Below are 23,501 nucleotides of genomic sequence, written 5' to 3' on the forward strand. Positions count from 1 at the left end.
CAGCTCAAAAGAGAGTTCTACGCTTTGCAGCAGCGCTACAACCAACTGTCGTTCGAGATGGCAAGAAACGAGCAGAAAATGAAATACACCGACAATACGACCTTAGTGGCCAAGGTAATGGTGTTAGAGCAGCAGTTGGAGGAGGCAAATCGGGCGTTGGAAGAAAAGACAGAGCAACCGAGACCCCTCACCGTTGGCAGCTACGTGCGAATTGTCAAGCACCGAGCACAACGATATCGCCACTGTATTGGTCAAATCCTGCAAGAGTTTGGGACAGATCGGTTTAAGGTGCGGCTTTCTGGTCAGCGGGTAGCGATTATTTGCCAAGAGGAACAACTCGAATTGGTGAATGTGTTTTTGCCTCCTGCGGATGAATATTTGACGCGAGAGGAGGTTGCGGAGGAAATCGAGGCGGTTTCGTCAGAAAAGCAATTAGAAATCGAGCAACTGCAAGACTCGTTGAAAAAGGCCAAGGTTGCGATCGCGCGTTATAAAGACCCCGGGCAAAACCCCATGATGTTGCGCTGGCAAGAGAAGATTGCCCAGATGAATGCCAAACTCTATGACGCCCAAAAGGAATTAACGCAATTGAAGCAGGAGAACCAAGAACTCAAAGCGCAATTGGAGGGGGAGTCGTCCCGGGTGGGTGAAATGCAAGGCACCAGGACTGACGCGACATAGCAACAGATTTGCAAGAGGAATCGGGGATAAAGTGGGATCCCCAAAAACAGCAATCGCCACCTGGGGGGGGTGGCGAAATGGTTTGGTGAAGAAGAAAATTAGGATAAATCGGTTTGAGGGAAGAATGTCGAGTTCTGTCCGTGGGAGATTGACTTACCCGATCGCGAGAATTAGAGAACCGTAGAGACTTCATCCACCACTTGAATGCGTCCCCGGTACAGAGAGCGCAGGAGGCGATCGAGGCAGAAGCGGTCTTCTTCGCAGAGGGTTTCATCCATGATGGCAGCCATCAGACCGTAGCGATCGGCTTGGGTGATGGAACGAGTGTCTTTGACAGTGGCGAGTAATTCAGAGATGGCACCGGGGAGAAGTTGGATGGAAGGCATAGGACTGTTTTGAACTCGACATCTTTATCTTCGCCCAGTTTCCCCAGATAGACCGTGATTCAAAGGCAGAGGCCATTGTGATAATCCTGGGGGACCGGATGTGACGATCTCAGTAGTATCCCTGTGACTGCGATCGCAATTGAAAAGTTCTCCTCCTGCGCCTCCCATTCGCAGCACCCACCGCCGCCCGGGGGCGGGAGGGCAGTTCGCACCGGACAACTGCTCAGGCTACACCCTCGCCACCGCCCCGGAATCGAATAAGCATTTATCCTTACTTATGGTTCATATTCGTTATTCTTACGTAACGGACCTTTTCAAAACTTCACATCGCTTAATAAACTGTAAAGGACAGCGATAAGTATTTATTCTCATCTATGCTAAACCTTGCGTTTCCTTGGCTAACCGCTATTATTCTTCTTCCGCTCGTCGCTTCCTTAGCGATTCCCGTCCTGCCCGATAAAGACGGTAAAACCGTGCGTTGGTATGCGCTCGGCGTGGGGCTGGCGGACTTAGCGCTGAGTATTTTTGCGTTTTGGCGGCATTATAACTTACACGATCCCAACTACCAACTGGTGGAAAGCTACGCCTGGGTGCCGCAACTGGGACTGAACTGGACCGTGGCGGTGGATGGCATTTCCATGCCCCTAGTCGTGTTAACCGGACTGGTCACCACCCTGGCCATCTTTGCCGGTTGGAACGTCACCTACAAGCCGCGCTTATTTTACTTCCTGATGCTGGCTCTGTACAGCGCCCAGATGGGAGTGTTTGCGGCGGGGGACATGCTGCTGTTCTTCTTAATGTGGGAACTGGAACTGGTTCCGGTTTACCTGCTGATTTCGATTTGGGGCGGACCGAAGCGTCGCTATGCTGCTACTAAATTTATCCTCTACACCGCATTAGCCTCGATCTTCATTTTGGTGGGAGCCTTGGCAATGGCGTTCTATGGCGATACCGTCACCTTTGACATGGCGCAACTGAGTGCCAAGCATTATCCGATCGCCCTGGAATTGGTTCTCTATGCGGGTTTACTGATTTCCTTTGGCGTCAAACTGCCGATTTTCCCGCTGCACACCTGGCTTCCGGACGCTCACGGCGAAGCATCTGCCCCGGTTTCGATGGTTTTGGCAGGGGTGCTGCTGAAAATGGGCGGGTACGCTTTAATCCGGATGAATATCGAAATGCTGCCCAACGCTCATCTGTTTTTTGCTCCCGTGTTAGCTATTTTGGGCGTGGTGAATATTGTCTATGGCGCGCTCACCGCATTCGGACAGCAAAATCTGAAGCGTCGTTTGGCTTGTTCTTCGATTTCCCATATGGGCTTCGTGCTGATTGGAATTGCTTCGTTAACCGAATTGGGAATTAGCGGGGCGGTGCTGCAAATGCTGTCTCACGGTTTGATTGCGGCGGCGTTGTTCTTCCTCTCTGGCGTGACCTACGAACGGACTCATACGTTGATGATGGACAAAATGGGTGGAATGGCCAAATCCATGCCGAAAGTGTTTGCCCTGTTCACGGCGGGTGCGATGGCGTCTCTGGCGTTGCCCGGAATGAGCGGTTTTGTCAGCGAGTTGACGGTGTTTTTGGGCATGGCCTCGAGTTACGCTTACAGCAGCATCTTTAAAGTGGTGGTGATTTTCTTAGCGGCGGTGGGCTTGATCGTGACGCCGATTTACTTGCTCTCCATGCTGCGTCAGGTGTTCTACGGCGAGCAAAATGAAGCCGCAAGTTTGGATTCTTGGGAATGGGTGGATGCGAAACCCCGCGAAATCGCGATCGCCGTTTGCTTGTTGGTTCCGATTGTGGGAATTGGCTTGTATCCCAAGGTGGCGACTCAAACCTATGATGTGAAAACCACGGAAGTGGCGGCTGAGGTTCAGAATGCTCTGCCTATCTTTGCTCAAGAGCAAGAGCGTCTGTTCTCTGGTGGGTTTTTTGCCCCCAGCGTACCGCGTCCCCAGGTGCAAGGGTTATTTAGCATTGCCGAATTGGGTAAAGGGGCTTGAGCCAAATCGGGGGCGGCCGATCGCGCCTGCGCCCCTTTCCTCCCCTCCCCAGCCTGCGTCAGCAGGCTTTTTTATTGGGTAGTTATTACCAGTTGGCAATAATTTATAGTTGGTTCGAACAAAAATTCTCCATCTGAACATCTGTCCCCCTTTGCCCATAGAGGGAGAAAGTGGTGGGCAGCCCTTCTATTTTTTGAGCAGCATTACAGATTGACAAAAATGAGATTTTATGGTCATGGAAGAATTTTGTCAGGATATAGTAATTTTTCCCAGATGAGTGTCAATTAAGAGACATTCTTGAGAATGAGAAACTTCAGCCCAATGACAGATGAGATGGGTGCTACCGATCGAAGAGAATTGTGTGGAGGAAAAAGAAAAATATTTGAGTGTATCGGCTTGTAAGTAGGGGTTGGGAAATCCCAAAAGCACACAGACCTACCCGAAATGGGGGATTAAAGGGTCGGCGATCGCACTCCCACCGAGTCCCAAGCCGAACCACACTCAACCCTATTCCTGAGAGGACTCACCTGCTGTAACGGGAAGGGGTAGCGGATCGGCGCTGCTGATAGCGAGGAATCGCGATCGCGGTTCCGAGGCGCATTTGACAGCCCAGATAAATTTTTAAGTTATCAATCCCGATTAAATGAATTGCCAAATTATCCGAGCTTATAAGAGGAGAGAATAAAATAATGACCGATTTTACAGCCACTTTAAAAAATTACAATTCTTCAGCAGGGTCGCGCAAGTCCAGCAAACGCTGGCCCATTTATTTCGGGTTAGGACTGGTGACGAATGCCCTGGTTTGGGGAGCAGCGATCGCCTATTTGACCTTAAAAGCACCAAGTTACGCCACCGAGTGGGCGATTACCATGCCCGGAGTCAGTTCCATGACCAAAGTAGATGTTCCCGGAATTGGCGGAAGTTCCTCTCAAACCGACTCTCCTTACAAAAGCGAATCCCACGATCCGAGGGAGAACTATAAATTCATCGCCGATAGCGAAGCCGTAATCGCCGCCGCCGCGCAGGATGTGAATATCCCGGTGAAAAAATTTGGCGAACCTCGGATCGAAGTAGTGGGAAACACCACCTTGATGATATTTGGCATCAAAGGAGAGACCGCACAACTGGCGCAAGAAAAAGCGATCGCCCTTCACCAAGCCTTTCAAGAGCGGTTGGACGAACTGAGAACCCAAGAAATGGCCGCCCAAGACCAGACCTTGCAAAAGCTATTGAGCCGATCGCAGAAAAACTTGCAAAAAGCCCAACAACGGTTGTCAGAATACAAAGCAACCGCGAGCATCAGTTCGGTGCAACAAGTGCAAGACCTGTCAGTTAACGTGGAAAACCTGCGGCGACAAAAAGCCGAACTCCAAGCGCAACAACAACAAACCAACGCGCGCCTGAACCAGCTCTCCCGGGACTTAGAACTGACAGCGCAAGAGGCAAACGAGGCATTCGTGCTGCAAGCGGATCCGATGTTTCAGGATTACTTGACTAAATACAAACAAGCCAGTGCGGAATTAGTCAGTTTGAATTCCATTTATAAAGCCCAGCATCCGCAAATGCTCGCCAAGCAGAAAGAGATAGATGATGCGAGAACCGCATTGATGCGACGTTCCGAAGCCGTTTTAGGGCGTCCGGTGAATCCTCGCGAGTGGGAAACCCAAATCAACGAAGGTAGCAGCAGCACCTCAGCGGGAATGCGACAGAACTTAATGCAACAATTGATTGCCGTTCAAGCAGAGAATGAAGGACTTGTCGCAAAAAACAGAGAACTAGACCAACAGATTGTGCGGTTAGAAGGGAGGCTGAAAAAGCTCTCCGTGCAAGAATCCACCTTGGAAAATTTAAAGCGTGACGTGCAAATTGCCGAAGCGGTATTTTCTTCTACTTTAACGCAGTTAGATATGAGTAAGTCCAAGGTGTTTTCGGTTTATCCGCAGATTCAAATGATCCGACCGCCAAAGGTGCCGAAAGAGCCGAGTTCGCCGAAGACATTATATGCGATTTTGGGAGCCGGGATGGCCACGGTATTTTTAAGCACCGGATGTATCGCCTTGTGGCTGCGCGATCGCCACATGCAAAAAGCCAAGCAGAGAAAGCGAAGCGAGCCGCACAACCCGCTGATTGTAGCCGATTCTCATACGCAAAATCCCAGTCACATCTCTAGCCGATGAAGCCGCAAAATTTTCCCGAAAAATTAGTTTGGTATTACATTATCGGCACTTATATCATCTACTTCATGGGTGCCCAGTATGTGTTTGGGCCGATGTTAGCCTACATACTGACCTTTTATCTCCTGAGAAAATGGTGGATGCAAACCGACGAGACTCCCCCAGAAGAGCGGATTACCCTTTGCCTGAGTAACTGGGTTTGGATTGTCTGCATTCTCCTGATAGAAGTTGCCTTAATTGCCGGACATATCGACTACAATTTAGGGCTGACTCAAATCGCCAAGTCCTCGGTGAATGGTTGGCTGCGAAATTGGGTACTGCTGGCCTTATTTCCCCTGGCAGCACATCTAAAAATTCGCCCCCAGTTAATTTATCGAGCGGTTGCCATTCTGTGCGTTCAAAGCTTAATTTTAGTGCCCATCGGGTATTTGGCTTATGCCGCCAACCTTCCCAGCAAACTCTATACCTCGCCGCTCTCGGTGTTTGGGGGGAGCGATTTGTATAACGTTTATTTAATGTACCAGTTCGATCCTGCGGACGAAAAGCCCCGCATGTTTTTATTTGCGCCCTGGGCACCTGCTCTGGGATTGGTGGCCAACATTTATTTTTGGTTGTCCGCCCAGGATTCCAGCAAAGTCTGGCGTTGGTTGGGAATGGCGGGGGCGGTGGCGATGATTATCTCCTCAGCGTCTCGGTTATCCTTAGTGGCTTTATTCTTCGTGCCCCTTGCCATGTGGGGGTTAAGTCAGCTCGTGAAACCTTGGATGCAATTTACCGCAGGATTTGCCAGTGCGTTGCTGGGCATGTACGCCCCCACGGTCATCGAAATGATGGAAAATTTCAAACGTCAGTTTACCCAAGCACGTGCCAAGTCTTCCTACGTGCGCGCCCTGCTGGGGAGAATCGCGATCTATCGCTGGCGGACTGAAGCTCCGATTTGGGGGCATGGCATTATCGAGCCACAAGGGCCAAAAGTGGTAGAAAACATGCCGATTGGCTCTCACCATACTTGGTTCGGTCTGGTTTTTCTGCATGGGTTGGTCGGTTGTCTCGCTTTGGGATTTGCCTTCCTGTGGAGTTTTACGGTATTATTAGTGAAATCCTATTATTCTCAGGTGGCCAAAGTGGGATTTGCGATTATGATAATCCTGTTCCTGTTTACCTTTGCCGAGAGCATTCAAGCGTTAGCTTATATCTATTGGCCGGGATTAATTATTGTGGGAATGGGATTGAAAGATAATGCAGTTGTTCGGGAGGCATCTTGATGATGAACGTTCCAAAAGCCAAAGTATTTTTAGCCAGCGACTACTGTCAAAAACTGGGCGGAGTGAAAACTACCATTGAAAATATGAAACACTCCAAGCTCAGCGAAATGTTTGATGTGGTTGCCGGCGAGCTAACTCTCCTTGATGTGTTATGGGGAAGGCTCGATGCGGATATAATGATTATCAATCAAGCCTGTTCGTGGCGCAAGCTGCCCTATTTATTTGCGTTATGGCTGTTTAAGAAAAAGGCAAAAATTGCCATTATCGAGCATCATTACAGTGCCGGTTTTGAAAAATATAAAGTTCCGAATCGGTTTCGATTTCGCTTGATGCTGCGATTATGCTATGGTTTGGCCGATCGCGTCATCGCCGTTTCCGAACGTCAGGCGGAATGGATGCAGGAAAATAACCTGGTTCGACCCGATAAAATTAAAGTGATTCCGCCAAATACTCGCCTGGAAAACTTTTTTAAAATCCCGCAAAAATCTGCTGACTCTCCTCTTAATGTGGTGGCTTATGGGCGGTTTTGCGAACAAAAAGGATTTGATGTGTTGATGGAGGCGATGAAACTGATGCCAGAAGACAAGGTGAATTTATATGTAGCCGGCAATGGGCCGATGCAAGGCGAATTGCACGAACTGGCACGAGAATTGGAGAATGTTACCTTTTGCGGGCGGGTTGATGATATTCCCAGCTTTTTGCAGCAAAGCGATGCGGTGGTGATTCCCTCGCGATGGGAACCGTTTGGGTTGGTTTGTATGGAAGCCAAAGCGGCGGGAAAACCAGCGATCGTCTCGGATATCGATGGGTTAAGCGAACAGATACAAGAGTGCGGTGTGTTAGTGCCTGTAGAAGATCCGGTGAAGCTTGCCGAAGCGATCGCCAGATTAAGCGAAGACGATTTACTCGCTTGGGGCCAACAAGGGCGAGATTCTCTCAAACAAGCCCGAGAGAGCTTTTTGACCCAATGGAAGACCTTTCTGTGCGAGTTGAGCGATCGCGAAGTTGTGCCATGACAGGCGATCGCATCACCTCCAACAGCGCGTCACATCACCCATAACAGCACATTAGCTGGACGCAACAACATTCATTTCACAAAAGGGTAGAACAATGAACCACACCGTTAAATGGGAGAAATTTTTCAAACGGGGAACGCGAGCGATCGCCCTTCCCAATTGGCAGCAACCGCGCCTCTACGTGCCTGCAGAGACCTTCTGGCAGCGATGGAAAGGAAGTTTCCTGTGCCCCTATCCCAAGCCAAAAACCTACAAATTTTTGTACCTACCGCCCAAGGTAGGTCGTCTCTTACAAAGAGTCAAAGCGGCACTGGGACTCCTGCCCGCGCGCATCGGCGACGCCCGCAGACAGTTACTCGTCGATGAGTTCGTCCGGGATGTCTTGCCTGACTTTCAGTGGGCCGCCATCTCCGTCGGGGTTCCGGGAGAGGCCCAAAAACTGACCCTGCAACTGTGGGACAGCAAAAATCAGATTGTGGGATACCTCAAATATGGGGAAAAGCCCCTGGCTTGTGAGAGACTCGCTCGCGAATATCGCGTCTTGTCTCGCGTTTCTCGCGATCCCAAGCCCCTGAAGTTCGGCACCTTGGGTCGGGGCAAAGCATTGCTCATCACCCCCGTGTTCGGAAAGCACATTACTCCCACACAGCTTCCACCCTCCCCGGAGATTGTCAGCTATATATACAGCTTGACCGTGAGCGATCCGGTACCCCTAGAAGCGCATCCTTGGGTAAATGCCTTTCGCACCGATGCCGAACCTCACGCCCTCCAATGGCTGGAAGCCCTGCGGCATCGCAAGTGGCCGGTGGTGGCCTTTCATGGGGATTTTTCTCCCTGGAATATATTGCAGACCCGAGGCGGCAAAATTGTGGCCATCGATTGGGAATATGGTTCTCCCGAGGGTTTCCCTTACATGGATTTGACCTATTACCTCTTACAAGTCGCCTACTGGTACTTAAATTGGCCTCCCGGGAAAGCAATGGAGTATGCTGTGGAGTTTCTCTCTCATGCCTCCGATGCCAAACTCACGGTGGCAGAAGCAGAGGCGATCGCGCGACTAACTGCCTATAAAAGCTATCAGTTGATGCTTGAAGACGGACATCTCCCCGAGGAACCTCCTCAAAATTGGCGGCGTAAGGTATGGACACATGAACTATATTGCAACGGTTCAACAAAAAGTCAAGAAAAAGCTCAATAACAAGTTCGTTCAAAATATTGGTTGGCTGACGGGCGCAGAAATGGCTATCCGGGTCATTCGCCTGCTGACCACCGTGGTTTTAGCTCGGTTTTTAACTAAATACGACTATGGGTTAGCCGCCATTGTATTAACCACCTATGAATTTACCTTTGTCTTTACCGACATTGGAATTGGTGCCAAGCTGGTGCAAGCCGATGAAGATGAATTGGAAGACTTGTGCAAAAACGCCTATTGGTTGAGCTGGGTGCTGTATTCCGGCTTATTCTTAGGCCAGTGCCTTGCTTCCTTTCCGATTGCTTGGTTCTATGGCGATCGCAATCTCATCCTGCCCATCTGCGTCATGGGAATGGTGCTTCTGATTACCCCAAAAGCCGTGGTTCAAGCTATCTTGCTGCGCCGAGAAAATCGCTTAGAAATCCGCGCTATTAACAATACGGCAGTACAAGGATCGAGCAATCTAATGTCCTTAGCCCTCGCCTATTTCCTCGGTCCTTTGGGATTCGGCGTCTGGGCGATCGTGATTCCCAAAGTGCTGGTGGCTCCCCTGTGGGTTTATATTTACTTAAGAAACCATTCTTGGCGTCCCAGTGGGGGATTTAGAAAAGACAAATGGGGAGAAATCTTTAACTTCGGCAAAAATGTTTTGGGGGTCGAACTGTTAAAAACCCTGAGAACGAATTTAGATTATCTGCTCGTGGGGCGATTTCTCGGAATTAAAGAATTAGGGATTTACTTCTTTGCCTTTAATGCCGGATTGGGAATCAGTCTGAGCATCATTAAATCGATTAAAGCCGCCTTATTGCCTCATTTGTGTAACATGCGAGAAAACCTCAGCCAAATGAAGGGTCAATATTACAAGAGCTTAAAAGCGATCGCGGCACTGATTATTCCCCTTGCCGTGTTGCAATCGAGTTTAGCCCCATTTTACGTGCCCATCGTATTTGGGGAAAAATGGATTGAAGCCATTCCCGTGTTGATGCTCATCTGTTTGTCTGCAATTCCGCGCCCCTTCGGACAAGCTGCCTCACAGCTAATGATTGCCATTGGCAGACCCGATATCGACTTTCGCTGGAATGTCATTTTTACCTTTATGTTTACCCTCAGCATCTTTTTCGGGGTGCAGTGGCAAGCCATTGGGGTCGCGATCGCCGTGTTAATCATTCACGCGATCGCCTTACCGGCCTATACCTTCTGGGCGAGTCGGTATGCCTTTAACAAAAAAGGTTGAACATCGCGGCGCAGGGGAAAACCCCTGCTGCCAAAACTGAACCCCAAATCTGCCAAAAATAGCGGATTTTGTGGAGTTCATCTTACATCTAAACGCAAGAAAACTTAAACTTCAATCAGGAGTGTACTTATGAAATTAGTTTCCGTAATCGTTCCGGTTTATAATGTAGAAGACTACATTGCCGATACCGTGCAGTGCGTGCTCGACCAAACTTATCCCCACTTCGAGTTAATTCTCGTCGATGATGGGTCTCCCGATCGCAGTGTGGAAATTTGTCAGCAATTTGACGATCCGCGCATTAAAATTATCCGTCAGGAAAATAAAGGAGCCAATGCAGCCCGCAATGAAGGCATTCGCCAATCCAAAGGCGAGTATTTAGCCTTTTTGGATTCCGATGATTTGTGGTTGCCAGAAAAACTGGAAAAACATGTGGAGCATTTGGAGCGATCGCCCAAACTGGGTATCAGCTACAGTCGTTCTGCCTTTATCGACGAAGAAAGCAATCCCCTCGGCATCTATCAAATGCCCAAACTCACCAACCTGACCATCGGCGATTTAATCTGTCGAAATCCGATTAGCAATGGTTCCTGTCCGGTGATTCGCAAGCAAGTTTTTGAGGATATCAAATTTGAAGATAACCTCTACGGAAAATCGGAAATGTTTTATTGGGATGAGTGTTTGCAAGGGTCGCAAGACTTGGATTGCTGGTTCCGCATCGCCCTGCAAACTAATTGGAAAATTGAGGGAATTCCGGAAAATCTCACCCTTTATCGGGTCAATTCTGAAGGCATCTCGGCTAAACTGCTTAAAAAGCAAGATTCTTGGGAACAGGTCATCGAAAAAACCCGCTCTTATGCGCCGAAGGTGGTGGCGCAGTGGGAAAATGCCGCCAGAGCTTATCACTTGCGATATCTCGCACGTCGCGCCGTAACCCTGCGCGATGGAAAAATGGCGCGCCAGTTGGTCAATGAAGCGATCGCCACTCATCCAACAATGTTCTTTGAAGAACCCCTCCGCACTGGTGTCACTGTAGGTGCTGCCTATACCATGTCTTTCTTACCGCAATTCTTGTACAAACCCCTCGAATCGATAGCGATGAAACTCAGGGGCAGCAATCAACACAATCAAATCGTCCAAAGTCAGCAGTAAACGATTCCCCCACCCTCACCGGTGGGGACACAAAGCGCCAAGATGCGCGATCGCAACCTCGGTCAATCCAAAAAAAACTGCTGTTACAAATTGCTATTAGGAGTCAACCCATGCAACTCGTTTCTGTTATTATTCCCGTTTACAACGTGGAACAATATATTGCCGACACGGTGCGATCGGTTCTCGCGCAAACCTATTCTAATTTTGAAGTATTGATTGTAGATGATGGGTCCCCCGATCGCAGTGTGGAAATTTGCGAGACCGAATTTGACGACCCGCGCATCAGAATCATCCGCCAGGAAAATCGCGGATTGGCGGGGGCGCGAAACACCGGCATCCGTCACGCAAACGGAGAGTATTTAGCCTTTCTCGATAGCGATGACTTGTGGCGTCCGGAAAAACTCGCCAAACATGTAGACCATTTAAACAATTCTCCCCCGGTGGGCGTAAGCTTTTGTCCTTCGGCATTAATGGACGAAGAAGGGCAATTGTTAGGTAAGTATTTGATGCCACAGCTCACCCATATCGATATTCCTTCTTTGTTGCGCGGAAGTCCGATGGGCAATGGTTCCACCCCGGTAATTCGCCGAGAAGTTTTTGCGGAAATTCGCTTTAGCGAAAATCGCTACGGTACGGTAGAAAATTTTTATTTTGACGAGTCCTTTCGTCAGTCTGAGGATATCGAATGTTGGTTGCGAATTGCCATTTTAACCGATTGGAAATTCCAGGGAATTCCGGAACCGCTGACCCTCTATCGGGTCAACACCGGCGGACTTTCTGCGAATTTTATCAAGCAGTTAGAAAGCAAAGAGAAGGTATTGGAAAAAATTCGCGCTTATGCACCAGAGGCGATCGCGCCCTGGGAAAATATGGCGAGAGCTTACGAATTGCGATATCTCGCCCGCAGTGCAGTACGAGTCAAAAACGGTTCGATGGCGGTAGACTTGATGAACCGATCGCTGTTGACCTACTGGCAAATTTTATTGGAAGAACCCCGCCGCAGTATTCTAACTTTAATGGCAGCTTATGCCCTGCACTTGATGCCTTCTTCCGTTTATTTGTGGTTTGAAGGACAAGGAACTAAACTCAACCGCAGTCCTTCCTAATCCCCTTTTTCTCCTTCCCAGTTTATGCGGGTCAAGCAGAATGGTAGAGACGCGATTAATCGCATCTCTACCGCCTTCTCACCAATCTCTAGGCAAAATATAATTAGCCTAATTGCTTCTTTCTTAGGATTCGCAATCCCTAGGGACTGGCTAAGAAATTCCAAGCAGAACCGCCTTTATAGGTGCGGACAAATTCTTCATAACTATAAGGTTCGACTCCGGCTAACCAATTGCGAACGCTATAAAGTTTATACCCACATTCTTTCACCAGGAAATCATACATCATTTCCGGCGTAGTTTCGTAATAGTCTTTTGCACTGCGTCCGTATTCAAAATACAAGTAAGGCTGATAGGTTTTTAAAATTCTGTTAGCCCCTTGGAAAACCTGCATTTCCGCACCTTCTACATCCAATTTAATGAAGCGAACTGGAAAATCCGGGTCGAGGAGATTGTCCAGGGTTTTGATTTTAATTGGCAGAGGTTCCGGTTCCACATTTTTATAGCCCCATCGCGTATAGTCTCGTTTTTCTAATCCACTGAGCGCCGGGGCATTCGGCACATACCAAAAGGTGGTTTCTCCTTCTTTATCGCTTAACGCCACCTGCTTGACTTCAACTTCTGTAAATCTTTTTTTCAACCGCTCTGCTAAATGGGGGATTGGCTCGAATGCATAGTGATGACCTTCCGGGGCAAATTCGATGATTTTTGTTAAAAAATCCCCCATATTACAGCCGATATCGATACAGTTGGAGGATTTGTCTAAAATCCGTTCCATCATCTGATAGGCCAACGCATCATCTTTGCGACTGGCAATCACGTCAGGGCTGGGAGGATTAATAATATCGGCCACTCTTCTAGCAAGCGGCTCCATAAAGGTGCCTTTAACCGACTCTTTTACCGCATTTTCCAATCTAACTTTTACATTTACCACAATATACTCCTTGCTTTAAAGCTTTTTGGCTTTGCCAATGGTTTGTATTAATATTTCTATTGTAGAATTTTTTCAGAGGTTTGTCAATTTTGTCACCAAAATTGAAGTTTTGTAAATTTAGACACCGATTTCCACCCTCAAAAGAGTCCGGGGAATAATGGACAATAAATCCCGCCCCGGTGAAACTCGCCAATTTTATTCGCTAAAATAATTAATGTAGTGAAAGGGTGAAAAAAAACTGGACAATGCTGCATAAAGTAACATCAAAAGAGCGGTCTTTCTGGCGCTCTTTTTCCACTGCTGCGATAACGCTGCTGGCGGTGGTTTTCTTGCAACCGCTGTTGATAAGTGGTTGTGCTTCCGATGCCAATTCGGTGGCCAGTGTTGAGCCGTCGCAGACGCAGTTTTCCTCGGAATGGAAAAATGTATCGATTGGCGGGGGGGGATATGTGACGGGGATGGAACTTCATCCCCAAGAACCGAATCTCGTTTATACCCGCACCGATGTGGGCGGATTTTATCGCTGGCATCCGGAGGATAAACGGTGGATAGCGGTGACGGATAATTTTCCCTTGTCTGAGGAGGAATACTACGGGGGAGAAGATTTGGCACTAGATCCGGCGAATCCCGATGTGGTGTATATTGCAGCGGGGAAATATACCTGGGGAGAACCGGGCACGATTTTTAAGTCCACCGATCGCGGCGAAACTTGGGTGAAGTCCGATCTGGAAGTGGCGATGGGCGGGAACCAAGAAATGCGCTGGACCGGCGATCGCTTAGCGGTGAGTCCGGTTGATAGCAATTTGCTCTTCTTTGGGTCGCGCCAAGATGGATTGTGGCGATCGCGCGATGGGGGCATGAGTTGGACCGCCGTCAGCAATTTTCCCGCCAATCCGGATCCGGAAATCGGCATTGTGGCGATCGCCTTCGACCCCAACGTGCCAGGGCAATTGTATGCCACCGCCTATGACGATCGCATCTATCGTTCGACAGATTCGGGAGAAACCTGGAGCGCAATGGAAGGAAGTCCCGGAAAAGCCATGAAATTGGCGATCGACCCGGATAGCACCCTATACGTCACCCATGCCACCGGGGTGAGCAAATATACTGAAGGTACCTGGCAAGATATTACGCCCCCCCAAACCAACAATGACGACTCCACTCTATTTAATGGGTTGAGCCTTCATCCCACCGACCCGAATCGAATTATTGTCAGTTTAGGTGATATCAGTTCCACCAAAACATATTATTCTCGCGACGGCGGTTCCACTTGGACCGAAAAAAATCACACCGCCAATCATACCGTACCTTGGTGGCCCGAGCGATATTTCAAAAATCACGTTTCTGACATTGCTTTCGATCCAAATTTTCCCGATCGCGTCTGGTTTGCGGACTGGTATGGCGTCTGGCGTACCGATGATTTTAACGCCAATCCCGTGGTGTGGACTAATTACGAACGCGGTCACGAACAACTGGTAACATTTGACCTGGTATCTCCACCAGAAGGCGCATTGTTACTCAGTGCCGTTGCTGATGTGGAAGGCTTTTATCACCCCCGATTAGACAACTATCCCCAGCGCAAATTCCAATATGAGAACAATGAAAGCTTTCAGGATACCTACAGCATTGATTATTCCAGTCAAAACCCGCAGCACTTAGTGCGCGTCGGGGGCGATCGCTGGAACTCCACTTTTAATGGAGCAACCTCCAAAGATGGCGGTATGACTTGGCAACAATTTCCCAACTTTCCGGACAATTTAATGCCCACCCGAGTGGCAGTTTCCGCCACCGATCCAGAGCGATTTGTGGTCAGCGCCAGCGAAGAAAACCTGCTGCAAACTTCCGATGGCGGCGCATCTTGGCAAACCGTGGAAGGATTGCCGAAAGGTATCTACGGCCCTTGGAATTGGTCGCAACCTTTAGTCGCCGATTCTGTGAATGGAAATCGCTTTTATTACTTCGACGATGGCACAGTTTACCGCAGCGATGATGGCGGCTTATCTTTTAGTGCCACGAACAGCGATTTACCCGATGAAGATTGGTATGCAATTAAAACCAATCCCAACGTGGAAGGAGAAGTTTGGGTGGGTCTGGATTGGGAAGGACTCTATCGCTCTACTGATGGCGGCGAAACCTTCTCCAAAATTCCAGACGTGAAACTAGCCTATTTATTTGCCTTTGGCAAACCTCCCGCCGGCAGCGACATTCCCGCATTGTATTTATATGGAAATGTTGACGGGTTTGGCAATGGAATTTTCCGCTCTCTCGATTTGGGAGAAACTTGGAGCGATATCGGCGATCCGGACAATCCTATTGGCAACGATCCGACGGTAATGGAAGCCAGCAAGCAGCAGTTTGGCTTGGTGTTTTTAGGCACTAAAGGTCGCGGCGTTTATTATAAGTCAATTCCCTCGAATTGAACCGGAATGAGATGGACGCAGTAGTGCATTTGCCCTGGGTAGAGAGGGTTTACTACTGCTGCATCCATCCCTTTAAACTCAAAAAAAAACGGAGTTCCGACTATGACGAACTCCGTTTTTTTGGCTTTCTGCATGGACTGTAGGCGATTCAAACAATAATTCTGGCCTGAAGGCAAAATTATTGACCAAAAACTGGGTCAAAAATTAGCCGCTATCGGAATAGGGTGTCGAGCAGACACTTTAGACTGGGCTTGTTTTTCTGCCTTTAAGTTTTTGATGAAAAACTCCACCGTTTCCGGTTGAACCCAGCCTTTGAGTACGGCAATTTCACCAAAGCGCAATCCGCGTTCTTGTTGCTGATAGTTTAAAATATTGCGGATTTGGATGTCGTCTAACAGTGCGGCTTGTTTGAAATACTGACCCAAGGGTTCTTTTTGTTTTGCCCTCGGCAATTTGGGAAACTGTTCTACAAAAAAGTCAATGGTTTGACGTTCCAGCCAACCGCGCCGCGCCACCAAATCGCCAAATCTCAGGTGGCTTTCTTGGGCTTGTTCTTGCAAAATCAGCTCTACGCGATCGCGCGATAGCAAACCCGCCTGTTGCAAGAGCTGACCGACAGGCATTTGATAGCCATAAAGATTCAAACGTTGCTTTAAAATCAGCCAGAAAAAAGGTAGATCGTCAACCAGATATCGTTTCCACAGACGTTGCGGTTCCGACATCAGGCGATGCGCCCATTCCAAACCCATTTGGCTGATCCATTCGGGCGATCGCGGGCGATTTCCCGCCTCAAAATCAATCGTCGCACCAATAGCCATAAATAAATTCACATGGGGCATCCGGTTCTTGTATTTGTGAATCCATTTTTCCTGCTTCGGCGCACCTAAACCCACCGCCAAAACGGTTGCCCCGGATTGATTGACAATCTGGATAATTTTTTCGCATTCTTGCGGGTTCTTTTCAAACCCGTAACTGGGTGAGTAGGTGCCAACCACCATCTCGCGACCCACTTTTTCATTAATCCGTTTTTGGGCTTTTGCCGCCACGCCCTCTGCTGCCCCCAGCAGAAAAATTGTCACCTCTTCATCATCTTTGTAATAGTTATAGAATGCGGGGAACAAGTCCGAACCCGAGAGTTTCTCTCGAATCGGCGTCCCCAGTACACCGGACATCATCTTCACAATTTGACTATCGCAAATGCGATAATCGGCATTTTGATAAACGTCATAGAAATCCGGATCTTTTTGCAACTTGATTAAGTGGTCTACATTCGGCGTCACCACCATACCGCCACCCTTGAGCTGGTGGAGGAGTTCCTGTTTGGACAGGTTATCGATCGCGACGTTTAAAATTTGAACTTGATTCATTGAAAAAACCCCCAATAGCATAGAAAAAATTTAATCGGGTTGTATCCGATAGAACGCGGTCAAGAAGATGCAGGCAAGGGAATGATTCTGTGGTCTCGGCAATCCCTATCTTTCAACCCCTGTTAGGAGGTGGAAAGAGCGAACAAGCGCGATCGCACGCCAGGTGAGACTCAGGTTGGCTCCTTTTTCTTCTTCGCCGGCTTCTTCTTTTTTCGTTAGGCAACAGAAATTATTTTGTCACCTTACCCCATAATCTTGCATTTTTACTGGCAACTTAACATCTGCCTATAAGGGTACATTCTCAAATTTGTTTCTCCCCACTCCATCATTGTTAGGGGTCAAATTCTCTCCGGCGAACAATCGTCCTTGGCTTTATGCATACTTTTCTTTGTTTGTCAACCACCCCTAGATGAGTAATTAGGGGGGGTAAATATAAAGAAATCTTAAAAGATTGCATAAGTTTACACAAAGGTTGAGGGATTCTGACTCCCCCCCCCCCGGGAAGACGCCTCCCTGGCACCAATCCCTAAATTTTTAGATCGCTCAGCATTTCCTCAGCCTTTTCTTGGCTCAAACTCATCGGCATATGATTTGATATATTTTGACCCGCTTGCAATGGGGTTCAGTTCCCCCGATAATAATTGCCGGGAGATAAATTTCCCGGCGTTATCGGATGGGCATTGCCCACCTTATCTGGCGGGGGCAAGCAACCGGTGCTTTTGCATCAGCTTCAATCCCGCTATATAATGGGTCTAATTACTATCCGGGAACATTCACCCAAACTTAGGTCAGCTCAATTCAGCGATCGCAAAAGGAGAAACCACTAATGACCCAGAGCAAAAACCGCCCAAACCTCACCCAAACCGCCACCCCCTATAACCCAGAAAACGCTGTGCTAGAGCGCTATCAAGGAGGCGCGCGTCAGGTAGAGGCGGCCCTGTGTTGTCCCACAGAATACGAAGCCAACTACCTGAAAATCCTGCCCCGGGAAATCCTGGAAAAAGACTATGGCTGTGGGGACCCCAGCCGCTATGTCAACCCTGGGGAAACTGTAGTAGACTTGGGGTCGGGAGCTGGAAAAATCTGCTATATTCTGGCGCAAAAAGTCGGCGCAGAGGGTCAGGTAATCGGCGTTGATTTTAATGACGAAATGCTCGCCCTAGCGCGCAAGTACCAAGGGGAAATTGCCGAGAAAATCGGCTATCAAAATACCCGGTTTGTTAAAGGAAAAATTCAAGATTTGGCCTTGGATTTAGAGAAGGCTCAAGCTTGGTTAACCGAGCATCCGATCGCCGAAATCGAACAAGTATCTCATTTTGAGGCTCACTGCGATCGCCTGCGACGAGAGGCACCCCTGATTCCCGATAACAGTGTAGATGTGGTGGTGTCTAATTGCGTCCTCAATTTAGTCCGTCCCCAAGATAAACAACAACTGTTTGCCGAAATTTATCGCGTCCTCAAACGCGGCGGGAGAGCGGTAATTTCCGATATTGTCTGCGACGAAGACCCGACGCCAGAAATTATCAACGACCCGGAATTGTGGAGTGGATGTATCGCCGGTGCTTTCCGAGAAGATGCCTTTTTGAACATGTTTGAAGAAGCGGGATTTTACGGCATCGAAATTCTCACCCGACAGTCGGAACCTTGGCAAGTGGTGGCGGGGATTGAATTTCGTTCCGTTACCCTACAAGCGTTTAAAGGTAAAGAAGGCCCGGAGTGGGAACGCAATCAAGCGGTGATTTATAAAGGCCCGTGGAAAGAAGTGTTAGACGATGATGGTCATATTTATCGGCGCGGCGATCGCATGGCAGTTGGCCACAAAACCTTCCAAATTTTATGCGATCGCAACGGTCCTTATCATCCCCATGTCATCCCCGTAGAACCCTACGAAACGATTCCCCTTGAAAATGCCAAGGAATTTGACTCTCAGCGCAGCACTACCCGCCACCCCCGGGAAACCAAAGGCTTAGAATACCGCGAAACCTTTACCCCGGAAAATAGCGATTGCTGTGCCCCGGAAAACTCCTGTGGTTAAATCGGCGATCGGGGGATTCGCCGGGGAATAAACCAGGGCAGAAAGCGGGTTAATTTCGTTTATTTTGATAGGTGGTAAAAACCCGGTAGAGACGCGAGCGATCGCGTCTCTACAAGAAGAGGCATCTTACCTAACTCAATTGAATCGATTTCACAGAGGCTTGATGCTCTAGAAAAACCAGAAAAAAGGGGTAAGGGTTAGTGGACTTGATAGCCAAAGAGATTCGGATCGACCTGTTGCAAATTCAGATCGTCCAAGCCATATTCTGCCCAACGGCGATCGACCATTGCGGCCACATCCGGATCTGACTCCAAAGGTTCGCCCCATTCATGTTCGGTTTCTGGGGGAATTTTAGTTGTGGCATCGATACCCATGCGTCCGCCCAAACCGATTTTTTCGCTAGCAAAATCCAGAGTATCAAACGGTGTATTCGGCAGAATAAATACATCGCGCACCGGGTCAACTTTGGAGGAAATCGCCCAAACCACTTGACGCGGGTCGCGAATGTTGATATCCTTATCCACAACAATGACAAACTTGGTGTAAGTAAACTGGGGCAATGCACTCCAAAAGGCCAAGGCGGCGCGACGGGCTTGCCCGGGGTAGGCTTTATCGATGGAGATAATCGCCGCTTTGTAGCTGAGAGCTTCCATTGGCAAGAAGAAGTCAACGATTTCGGAGACTTGTTGGCGGAGGATGGGGGTATAAATGCGATTCAGGGCGATCGCCAGCATCGCTTCTTCTTTCGGGGGACGTCCGCTAAAGGTAGTGAGATAAATCGGGTCTTTGCGGTGAGTCATGCAGTGGAAGCGAATCAGCGGGGAATCTTCCACACCGCCATAGTAACCCATGTGGTCGCCAAATGGGCCGTCGGAAAGCACTTCGCCGGGGGTGATGGTGCCTTCCAGGACAAATTCCGAATCTGCCGGCACTTCTAAATCCAGAGTTTTGCACTTGGCGAGAGCAACGCCAGAACCGCCATAGAGTCCGGCAAACAGCCATTCCGATAAATCCACCGGAATCGGGGTTGCCGCCGCCATAATCAGTAACGGATCGACCCCGAGGGCGATCGCCACTTCTAACTTTTTACCCCGTTCTGCTGCTTTGCGCAGGTGTCGCGCCCCCCCGCGTACCGACAACCAATGCACGGTCATGGTATTGCGCGATTGCAATTGCAAGCGATACACCCCCACATTGGGCGTGCCCGTCTCACAATCCTTGGTAATTACCAATCCCAAGGTAATAATTTTCCCCGCATCCCCCGGATAAGGACGAATCAGGGGTAATTGGTTTAAATCCAGTTGGTCGTCTTTGAGGGTGACTTCCTGACAGGGGGGGAAAAAGTTGCGTCCCGGTTTTGCCTTAAGCACATCAAACAAGACCTTGCCAAAATCAACTGCTTGAGAGAGTTTCTTCGGCGGTTTGGGTTGTTGCAGCATGGCCAATTTTTTGCCCAGTTCCTCCAATTCCTCTGGTTTTTCCATATTCATCGACCAACAAACCCGTTGTTCGGTCCCCAGCAGATTGATTGCCACCGGATACGCCGCCCCTTTTACATTCTCGAATAACAATCCCGGTCCGCCGGCATTCAGCATCCGGTTGGCAATCTCGGCAATTTCCAAATCCGGGTCCACCAAAGCGTCAATCCGCCGTAGCTGTCCTTTGTCTTCTAGCAATTTCAGGAATCCGCGCAAGTCTCGTGCCATGATTGTTTCTTTGTGAAGCTATCCTCTTTTATTATGGATGAAAGAAGACCCAACCAATTCCTTGGATTGCTATGCCAGATGCACCCAGTTTGACGCCCGATCGGGATTTCGACGCGATCGCCTCCATGAGTCGCTTGATGTACCAAGCGATTCGCGCCACTCATCAACGCCACCCCCAATGGGTGAAAGAAAAATTTCGCCACCAACCTTGGCATGAGGAAGGATTTCAAGGGAGACTCACCGCGAAGTTGGCAGAAAAACTGGGACAACCGCAAGATAGCGCCGCCGTGATTCAAACGGCAATCAAGCTGTTGCAAACCTTTGTCACCCCGCATTTTTTCGTCTCTGCCGAGTTCTGCGCCTTGATGGAAGCGATCGGGTATCTGACCCACAGCGACTCCCACAGGGAGTCAAATTCTTGTGCTGACTGGCATTCCCTGAGCTTGGAAAACCGGGTTTCCGCTTCCCTCACCCCTCCGGAGGGATCCGCTACCGACAATGGGACTTATGCGCCCGCGTCAAACGCCCCGGGAAACGCCGAGGAGGCGATCGCCTCTGACAAAGATTCCGGGATCGCCATCTTGCTTTTGGATGCAGAAAACTTAAACCTCGACGAAGAAACGGAAGAATTTCTCAAAACGGTCTGTCATTACGAGTTGCAAATTAAAATCGCCTTTGCCAATTGGCAAAGAATGGGCAAAAAAGATGTAGAACTACACGCTCGTCATTACGAAATGATTCACGTTCCCGTGGGCAAAGATAGCGCCGATGTGAAAATGGCAACGGTGGGTTCTTCGATTTTCGTGCATTATCCCAATGCTAAGGAAGTGCTAGTCTGTTCTTCCGATGCAGTAATGACCCATCTGTGTACTACTTTGCAAACCTTGGGGTTAACAGTTTATCTGGTTCGCAAACATGGCAAAACCGTGACGATTGTCAATACCCAAACCCATCAAGCGCAGCAGTACGATATCGGCAGTCTGCCGGAATTTTACCCCATCGAACATTGGCTGGACAAGATTCAGCAACTCATTCGCGAACAACAGCAAAGAACCGCCAAGCAGTGGATCGAACTCTCGCAAATTTCGGCGGCGTTTGAACGGCGGTATAATCTGACTCTGGAACGGGCGATCGCCGCTCACTATCCAAACAAACTCCCTCAGAACCTGTTTTTGGAGTATCCCGAATATTTTGCTATCCATAAACTCTCGGATAACTCTGAAGTGTTTGTCACGGTTTTCGATCCCCTTCAACCCAATTCCGCTAGCGCACCATTCACCGCCAATGGCTCGCCCGTTACGCTCAAAACCCCCAACGGCAATGGCGCTGCTGGGTCTCGCACGGCGATATTTACTACCATTTTTAAAACCAGAGAAGAACTGGAAAAAGCTCTGGCAGAAACCATAGAAGCAATGAAAATTAAGTTTCCTGGGGTGAAGGTTTCTACCGGAACCCTCGGGGCAGAGTTTAAAAGTATGTACGGGCAAAAACCAAGCGAGATTGTCACTCAATTGGGATTGGGCGAAAACTTTTTGCAGTTTTTGCTGTCTTGTTCTACGTTTAGTTTGAAGAAAAAAGACAAGGAATATGAAGTGGCGATCGCCTCCACAACCTTTCCCGATATCAACTCCGCCACCGAACTGGAACAATCCCTGGCAAAACTGATTAAAACTTTAATCCTGAAAAGTGCGGGCAATTGGGTGCGGGTGTCTAGCCTCGCCACCGAATTTTACAACCAGTATGGCGTGCCAATTAAGAAAATGATACATCATCTGAAAATTGGCGGCAAATTTATTCAATTTCTCAAATCTTCTCCCGTCTTTGAGCTGAGAAAACAGGGCAAAATCTATCAAGTCAGTCTGTCGCGAAGGGGAAAATAAGGCGATCGGCATCTCATTTGGGAAACCACCTCCCGCCCCCTTCTTGTCGCCTTACGTCAAGCTTTTGGCATAGCCATTCCCCCAGACACCCAAAGGGCGGCTGAGCTTCGGGTAGGGCAATCTCGCCTGCCCTCAGGGCGCTGACCTCTCCCTGTCTACCCTTTTACCCCATTTAATGGTTAATCGCTTAAAAAAAACCGCGCCTCAGTTTTCTTTCCCCTCCCGAAAGGGTCTCTATCGATTTATTCCCTATTTTCTCCCTACCAATTAACCCGATTAAACCAACATTAAAGCCCGCTTAAACTGAAAATCACCCCCTCTTAAAACCCCGGATTTATTTTAAATAAGGACTCATCAATTTTTTAAACAGTATTCTCATCCCACATCCAGAGGGTATATGATTTTATTTGGAACTTCTCTCATCCGATTTATTACCGTAATTTTAAGCAGCGTGCCCTCTATTATTGTGGGGGTTTTTGCCTATGCCATTTTAGTTGCCACCACCAAATAATACATCTGCACCGTGGGGGCATTTGGGGCAAAGCACTCCATGCCAATGGCGGGGGCATACTGAGCCTCGAAGTTTGGCGTGGTGGGAATGAGCAACTGCATGGTGGAAGAATTGGGCGGCGACACGATGATGAAGTTGACGCTGTTTTATGTCGGGGGTGTGGATACCCCGTTTTGGGATAACGTCAGTCTCAAGGTGAACCGCAAGAAAATGCTCAGCGCCGAGATGGCTGCCGAGGCGATCGCCTATGCCTTCAATGCCGAACCCCGGGCGGTTCCAATCCAAATTAACATCTAACTGGAAAGTTATCTCTTTTTCTAGATAGATGTGCCTGAAGGAAAAGAGGTTCTACTATAGAGTTGAGGCAGGCAATGGTGTTACGGTTAACGGAATTTCTGTAGCACTGTTGTAGCGACTCAGACGACATAGTGGTGGGATCTCGGTG

At 48.8% G+C, this 23,501-nt stretch carries 18 protein-coding genes; 13 read left to right on the forward strand and 5 right to left on the reverse strand.

Annotated elements, in window-relative coordinates; genetic code table 11:
- On the forward strand, positions 1-681 hold a 681-nt coding region (locus LKK83_RS25165), incomplete at its 5' end, for a hypothetical protein (RefSeq protein ID WP_324634189.1).
- Positions 682-851: 170 nt separating this feature from the next.
- Here the strand turns inward: LKK83_RS25165 and LKK83_RS25170 are convergent.
- Positions 852-1,067 (reverse strand): hypothetical protein, encoded by a 216-nt coding sequence (locus LKK83_RS25170; RefSeq protein WP_324634190.1) that lies wholly within the window; start codon positions 1,065-1,067, stop codon positions 852-854.
- Between the two features lie 374 nt (positions 1,068-1,441).
- Here LKK83_RS25170 and LKK83_RS25175 point away from each other — a divergent pair, with 374 nt between their 5' ends.
- The 8 genes from LKK83_RS25175 to LKK83_RS25210 all read left to right on the forward strand — a co-directional run bounded on the left by LKK83_RS25175 (position 1,442) and on the right by LKK83_RS25210 (position 12,206).
- Positions 1,442-3,070, forward strand: a complete 1,629-nt coding sequence (locus tag LKK83_RS25175; RefSeq protein ID WP_324634191.1) for an NAD(P)H-quinone oxidoreductase subunit 4 — start codon at positions 1,442-1,444, stop codon at positions 3,068-3,070.
- 689 nt (positions 3,071-3,759) lie between these two features.
- The gene (locus tag LKK83_RS25180) at positions 3,760-5,247 is read left to right on the forward strand and encodes a GumC family protein (RefSeq protein WP_324634192.1); all 1,488 of its coding nucleotides are present in this window, start codon (positions 3,760-3,762) and stop codon (positions 5,245-5,247) included.
- Positions 5,244-6,509: an O-antigen ligase family protein gene (locus tag LKK83_RS25185; RefSeq protein WP_324634193.1), complete on the forward strand. Its 1,266-nt coding sequence runs from the start codon at positions 5,244-5,246 to the stop codon at positions 6,507-6,509. Before LKK83_RS25180 ends, LKK83_RS25185 begins: the two co-directional genes overlap by 4 nt.
- Complete coding sequence (locus tag LKK83_RS25190; protein ID WP_324634194.1) at positions 6,509-7,525, forward strand: glycosyltransferase family 4 protein; 1,017 nt, start codon at positions 6,509-6,511, stop codon at positions 7,523-7,525. The genes LKK83_RS25185 and LKK83_RS25190 overlap by 1 nt, the downstream gene beginning before the upstream one ends.
- 94 nt (positions 7,526-7,619) lie before the next feature.
- A complete protein-coding gene (locus LKK83_RS25195; RefSeq protein ID WP_324634195.1) occupies positions 7,620-8,723 on the forward strand; it encodes a phosphotransferase in 1,104 nt (367 codons plus the stop codon).
- Positions 8,674-9,951, forward strand: coding sequence for a lipopolysaccharide biosynthesis protein (locus LKK83_RS25200; RefSeq protein WP_324634196.1), 1,278 nt, complete (start codon positions 8,674-8,676; stop codon positions 9,949-9,951). The genes LKK83_RS25195 and LKK83_RS25200 overlap by 50 nt, the downstream gene beginning before the upstream one ends.
- A 129-nt stretch (positions 9,952-10,080) precedes the next feature.
- Entirely contained in the window at positions 10,081-11,100 is a 1,020-nt protein-coding gene (locus tag LKK83_RS25205; RefSeq protein ID WP_324634197.1) for a glycosyltransferase family 2 protein, read from the forward strand.
- A 110-nt stretch (positions 11,101-11,210) separates the two neighbouring features.
- Positions 11,211-12,206, forward strand: coding sequence for a glycosyltransferase family 2 protein (locus LKK83_RS25210; protein ID WP_324634198.1), 996 nt, complete (start codon positions 11,211-11,213; stop codon positions 12,204-12,206).
- Between the two features lie 139 nt (positions 12,207-12,345).
- Here the strand turns inward: LKK83_RS25210 and LKK83_RS25215 are convergent, their stop codons facing one another.
- Positions 12,346-13,137, reverse strand: a complete 792-nt coding sequence (locus tag LKK83_RS25215; protein ID WP_324634199.1) for an FkbM family methyltransferase — start codon at positions 13,135-13,137, stop codon at positions 12,346-12,348.
- A 227-nt stretch (positions 13,138-13,364) separates the two neighbouring features.
- On the opposite strand from LKK83_RS25215, the gene LKK83_RS25220 reads away from it, so the two are divergent.
- Complete coding sequence (locus tag LKK83_RS25220) at positions 13,365-15,557, forward strand: VPS10 domain-containing protein (protein ID WP_324634200.1); 2,193 nt, start codon at positions 13,365-13,367, stop codon at positions 15,555-15,557.
- Positions 15,558-15,754: 197 nt separating this feature from the next.
- On the opposite strand, the gene LKK83_RS25225 is transcribed toward LKK83_RS25220, so the two are convergent.
- Positions 15,755-16,924 carry a WecB/TagA/CpsF family glycosyltransferase gene (locus LKK83_RS25225; protein ID WP_324634201.1) on the reverse strand — a complete coding sequence of 390 codons (1,170 nt, stop codon included), beginning with the start codon at positions 16,922-16,924 and terminating at the stop codon, positions 15,755-15,757.
- Between the two features lie 826 nt (positions 16,925-17,750).
- Between LKK83_RS25225 and LKK83_RS25230 the strand changes: the two genes are divergently transcribed.
- Positions 17,751-18,959 carry a methyltransferase domain-containing protein gene (locus LKK83_RS25230; protein WP_324634202.1) on the forward strand — a complete coding sequence of 403 codons (1,209 nt, stop codon included), beginning with the start codon at positions 17,751-17,753 and terminating at the stop codon, positions 18,957-18,959.
- A 197-nt stretch (positions 18,960-19,156) separates the two neighbouring features.
- On the opposite strand, the gene LKK83_RS25235 is transcribed toward LKK83_RS25230, so the two are convergent.
- The gene (locus tag LKK83_RS25235; protein ID WP_324634204.1) at positions 19,157-20,665 is read right to left on the reverse strand and encodes a UbiD family decarboxylase; all 1,509 of its coding nucleotides are present in this window, start codon (positions 20,663-20,665) and stop codon (positions 19,157-19,159) included.
- 71 nt (positions 20,666-20,736) lie between these two features.
- On the opposite strand from LKK83_RS25235, the gene LKK83_RS25240 reads away from it, so the two are divergent.
- Positions 20,737-22,545, forward strand: a complete 1,809-nt coding sequence (locus LKK83_RS25240; RefSeq protein ID WP_324634205.1) for an NYN domain-containing protein — start codon at positions 20,737-20,739, stop codon at positions 22,543-22,545.
- 480 nt (positions 22,546-23,025) lie between these two features.
- Here LKK83_RS25240 and LKK83_RS25245 read toward each other — a convergent pair whose 3' ends face one another.
- Entirely contained in the window at positions 23,026-23,157 is a 132-nt protein-coding gene (locus tag LKK83_RS25245) for a hypothetical protein (protein ID WP_324634206.1), read from the reverse strand.
- Between LKK83_RS25245 and LKK83_RS25250 the strand changes: the two genes are divergently transcribed.
- Complete coding sequence (locus LKK83_RS25250; protein WP_324634207.1) at positions 23,156-23,353, forward strand: hypothetical protein; 198 nt, start codon at positions 23,156-23,158, stop codon at positions 23,351-23,353. The genes LKK83_RS25245 and LKK83_RS25250 overlap by 2 nt on opposite strands.
- Positions 23,354-23,501: the final 148 nt, after the last annotated feature.

The sequence above is a fragment of the Phormidium sp. CCY1219 genome, assembly GCF_035615515.1.
Taxonomy (GTDB): domain Bacteria; phylum Cyanobacteriota; class Cyanobacteriia; order Cyanobacteriales; family Laspinemataceae; genus CCY1219.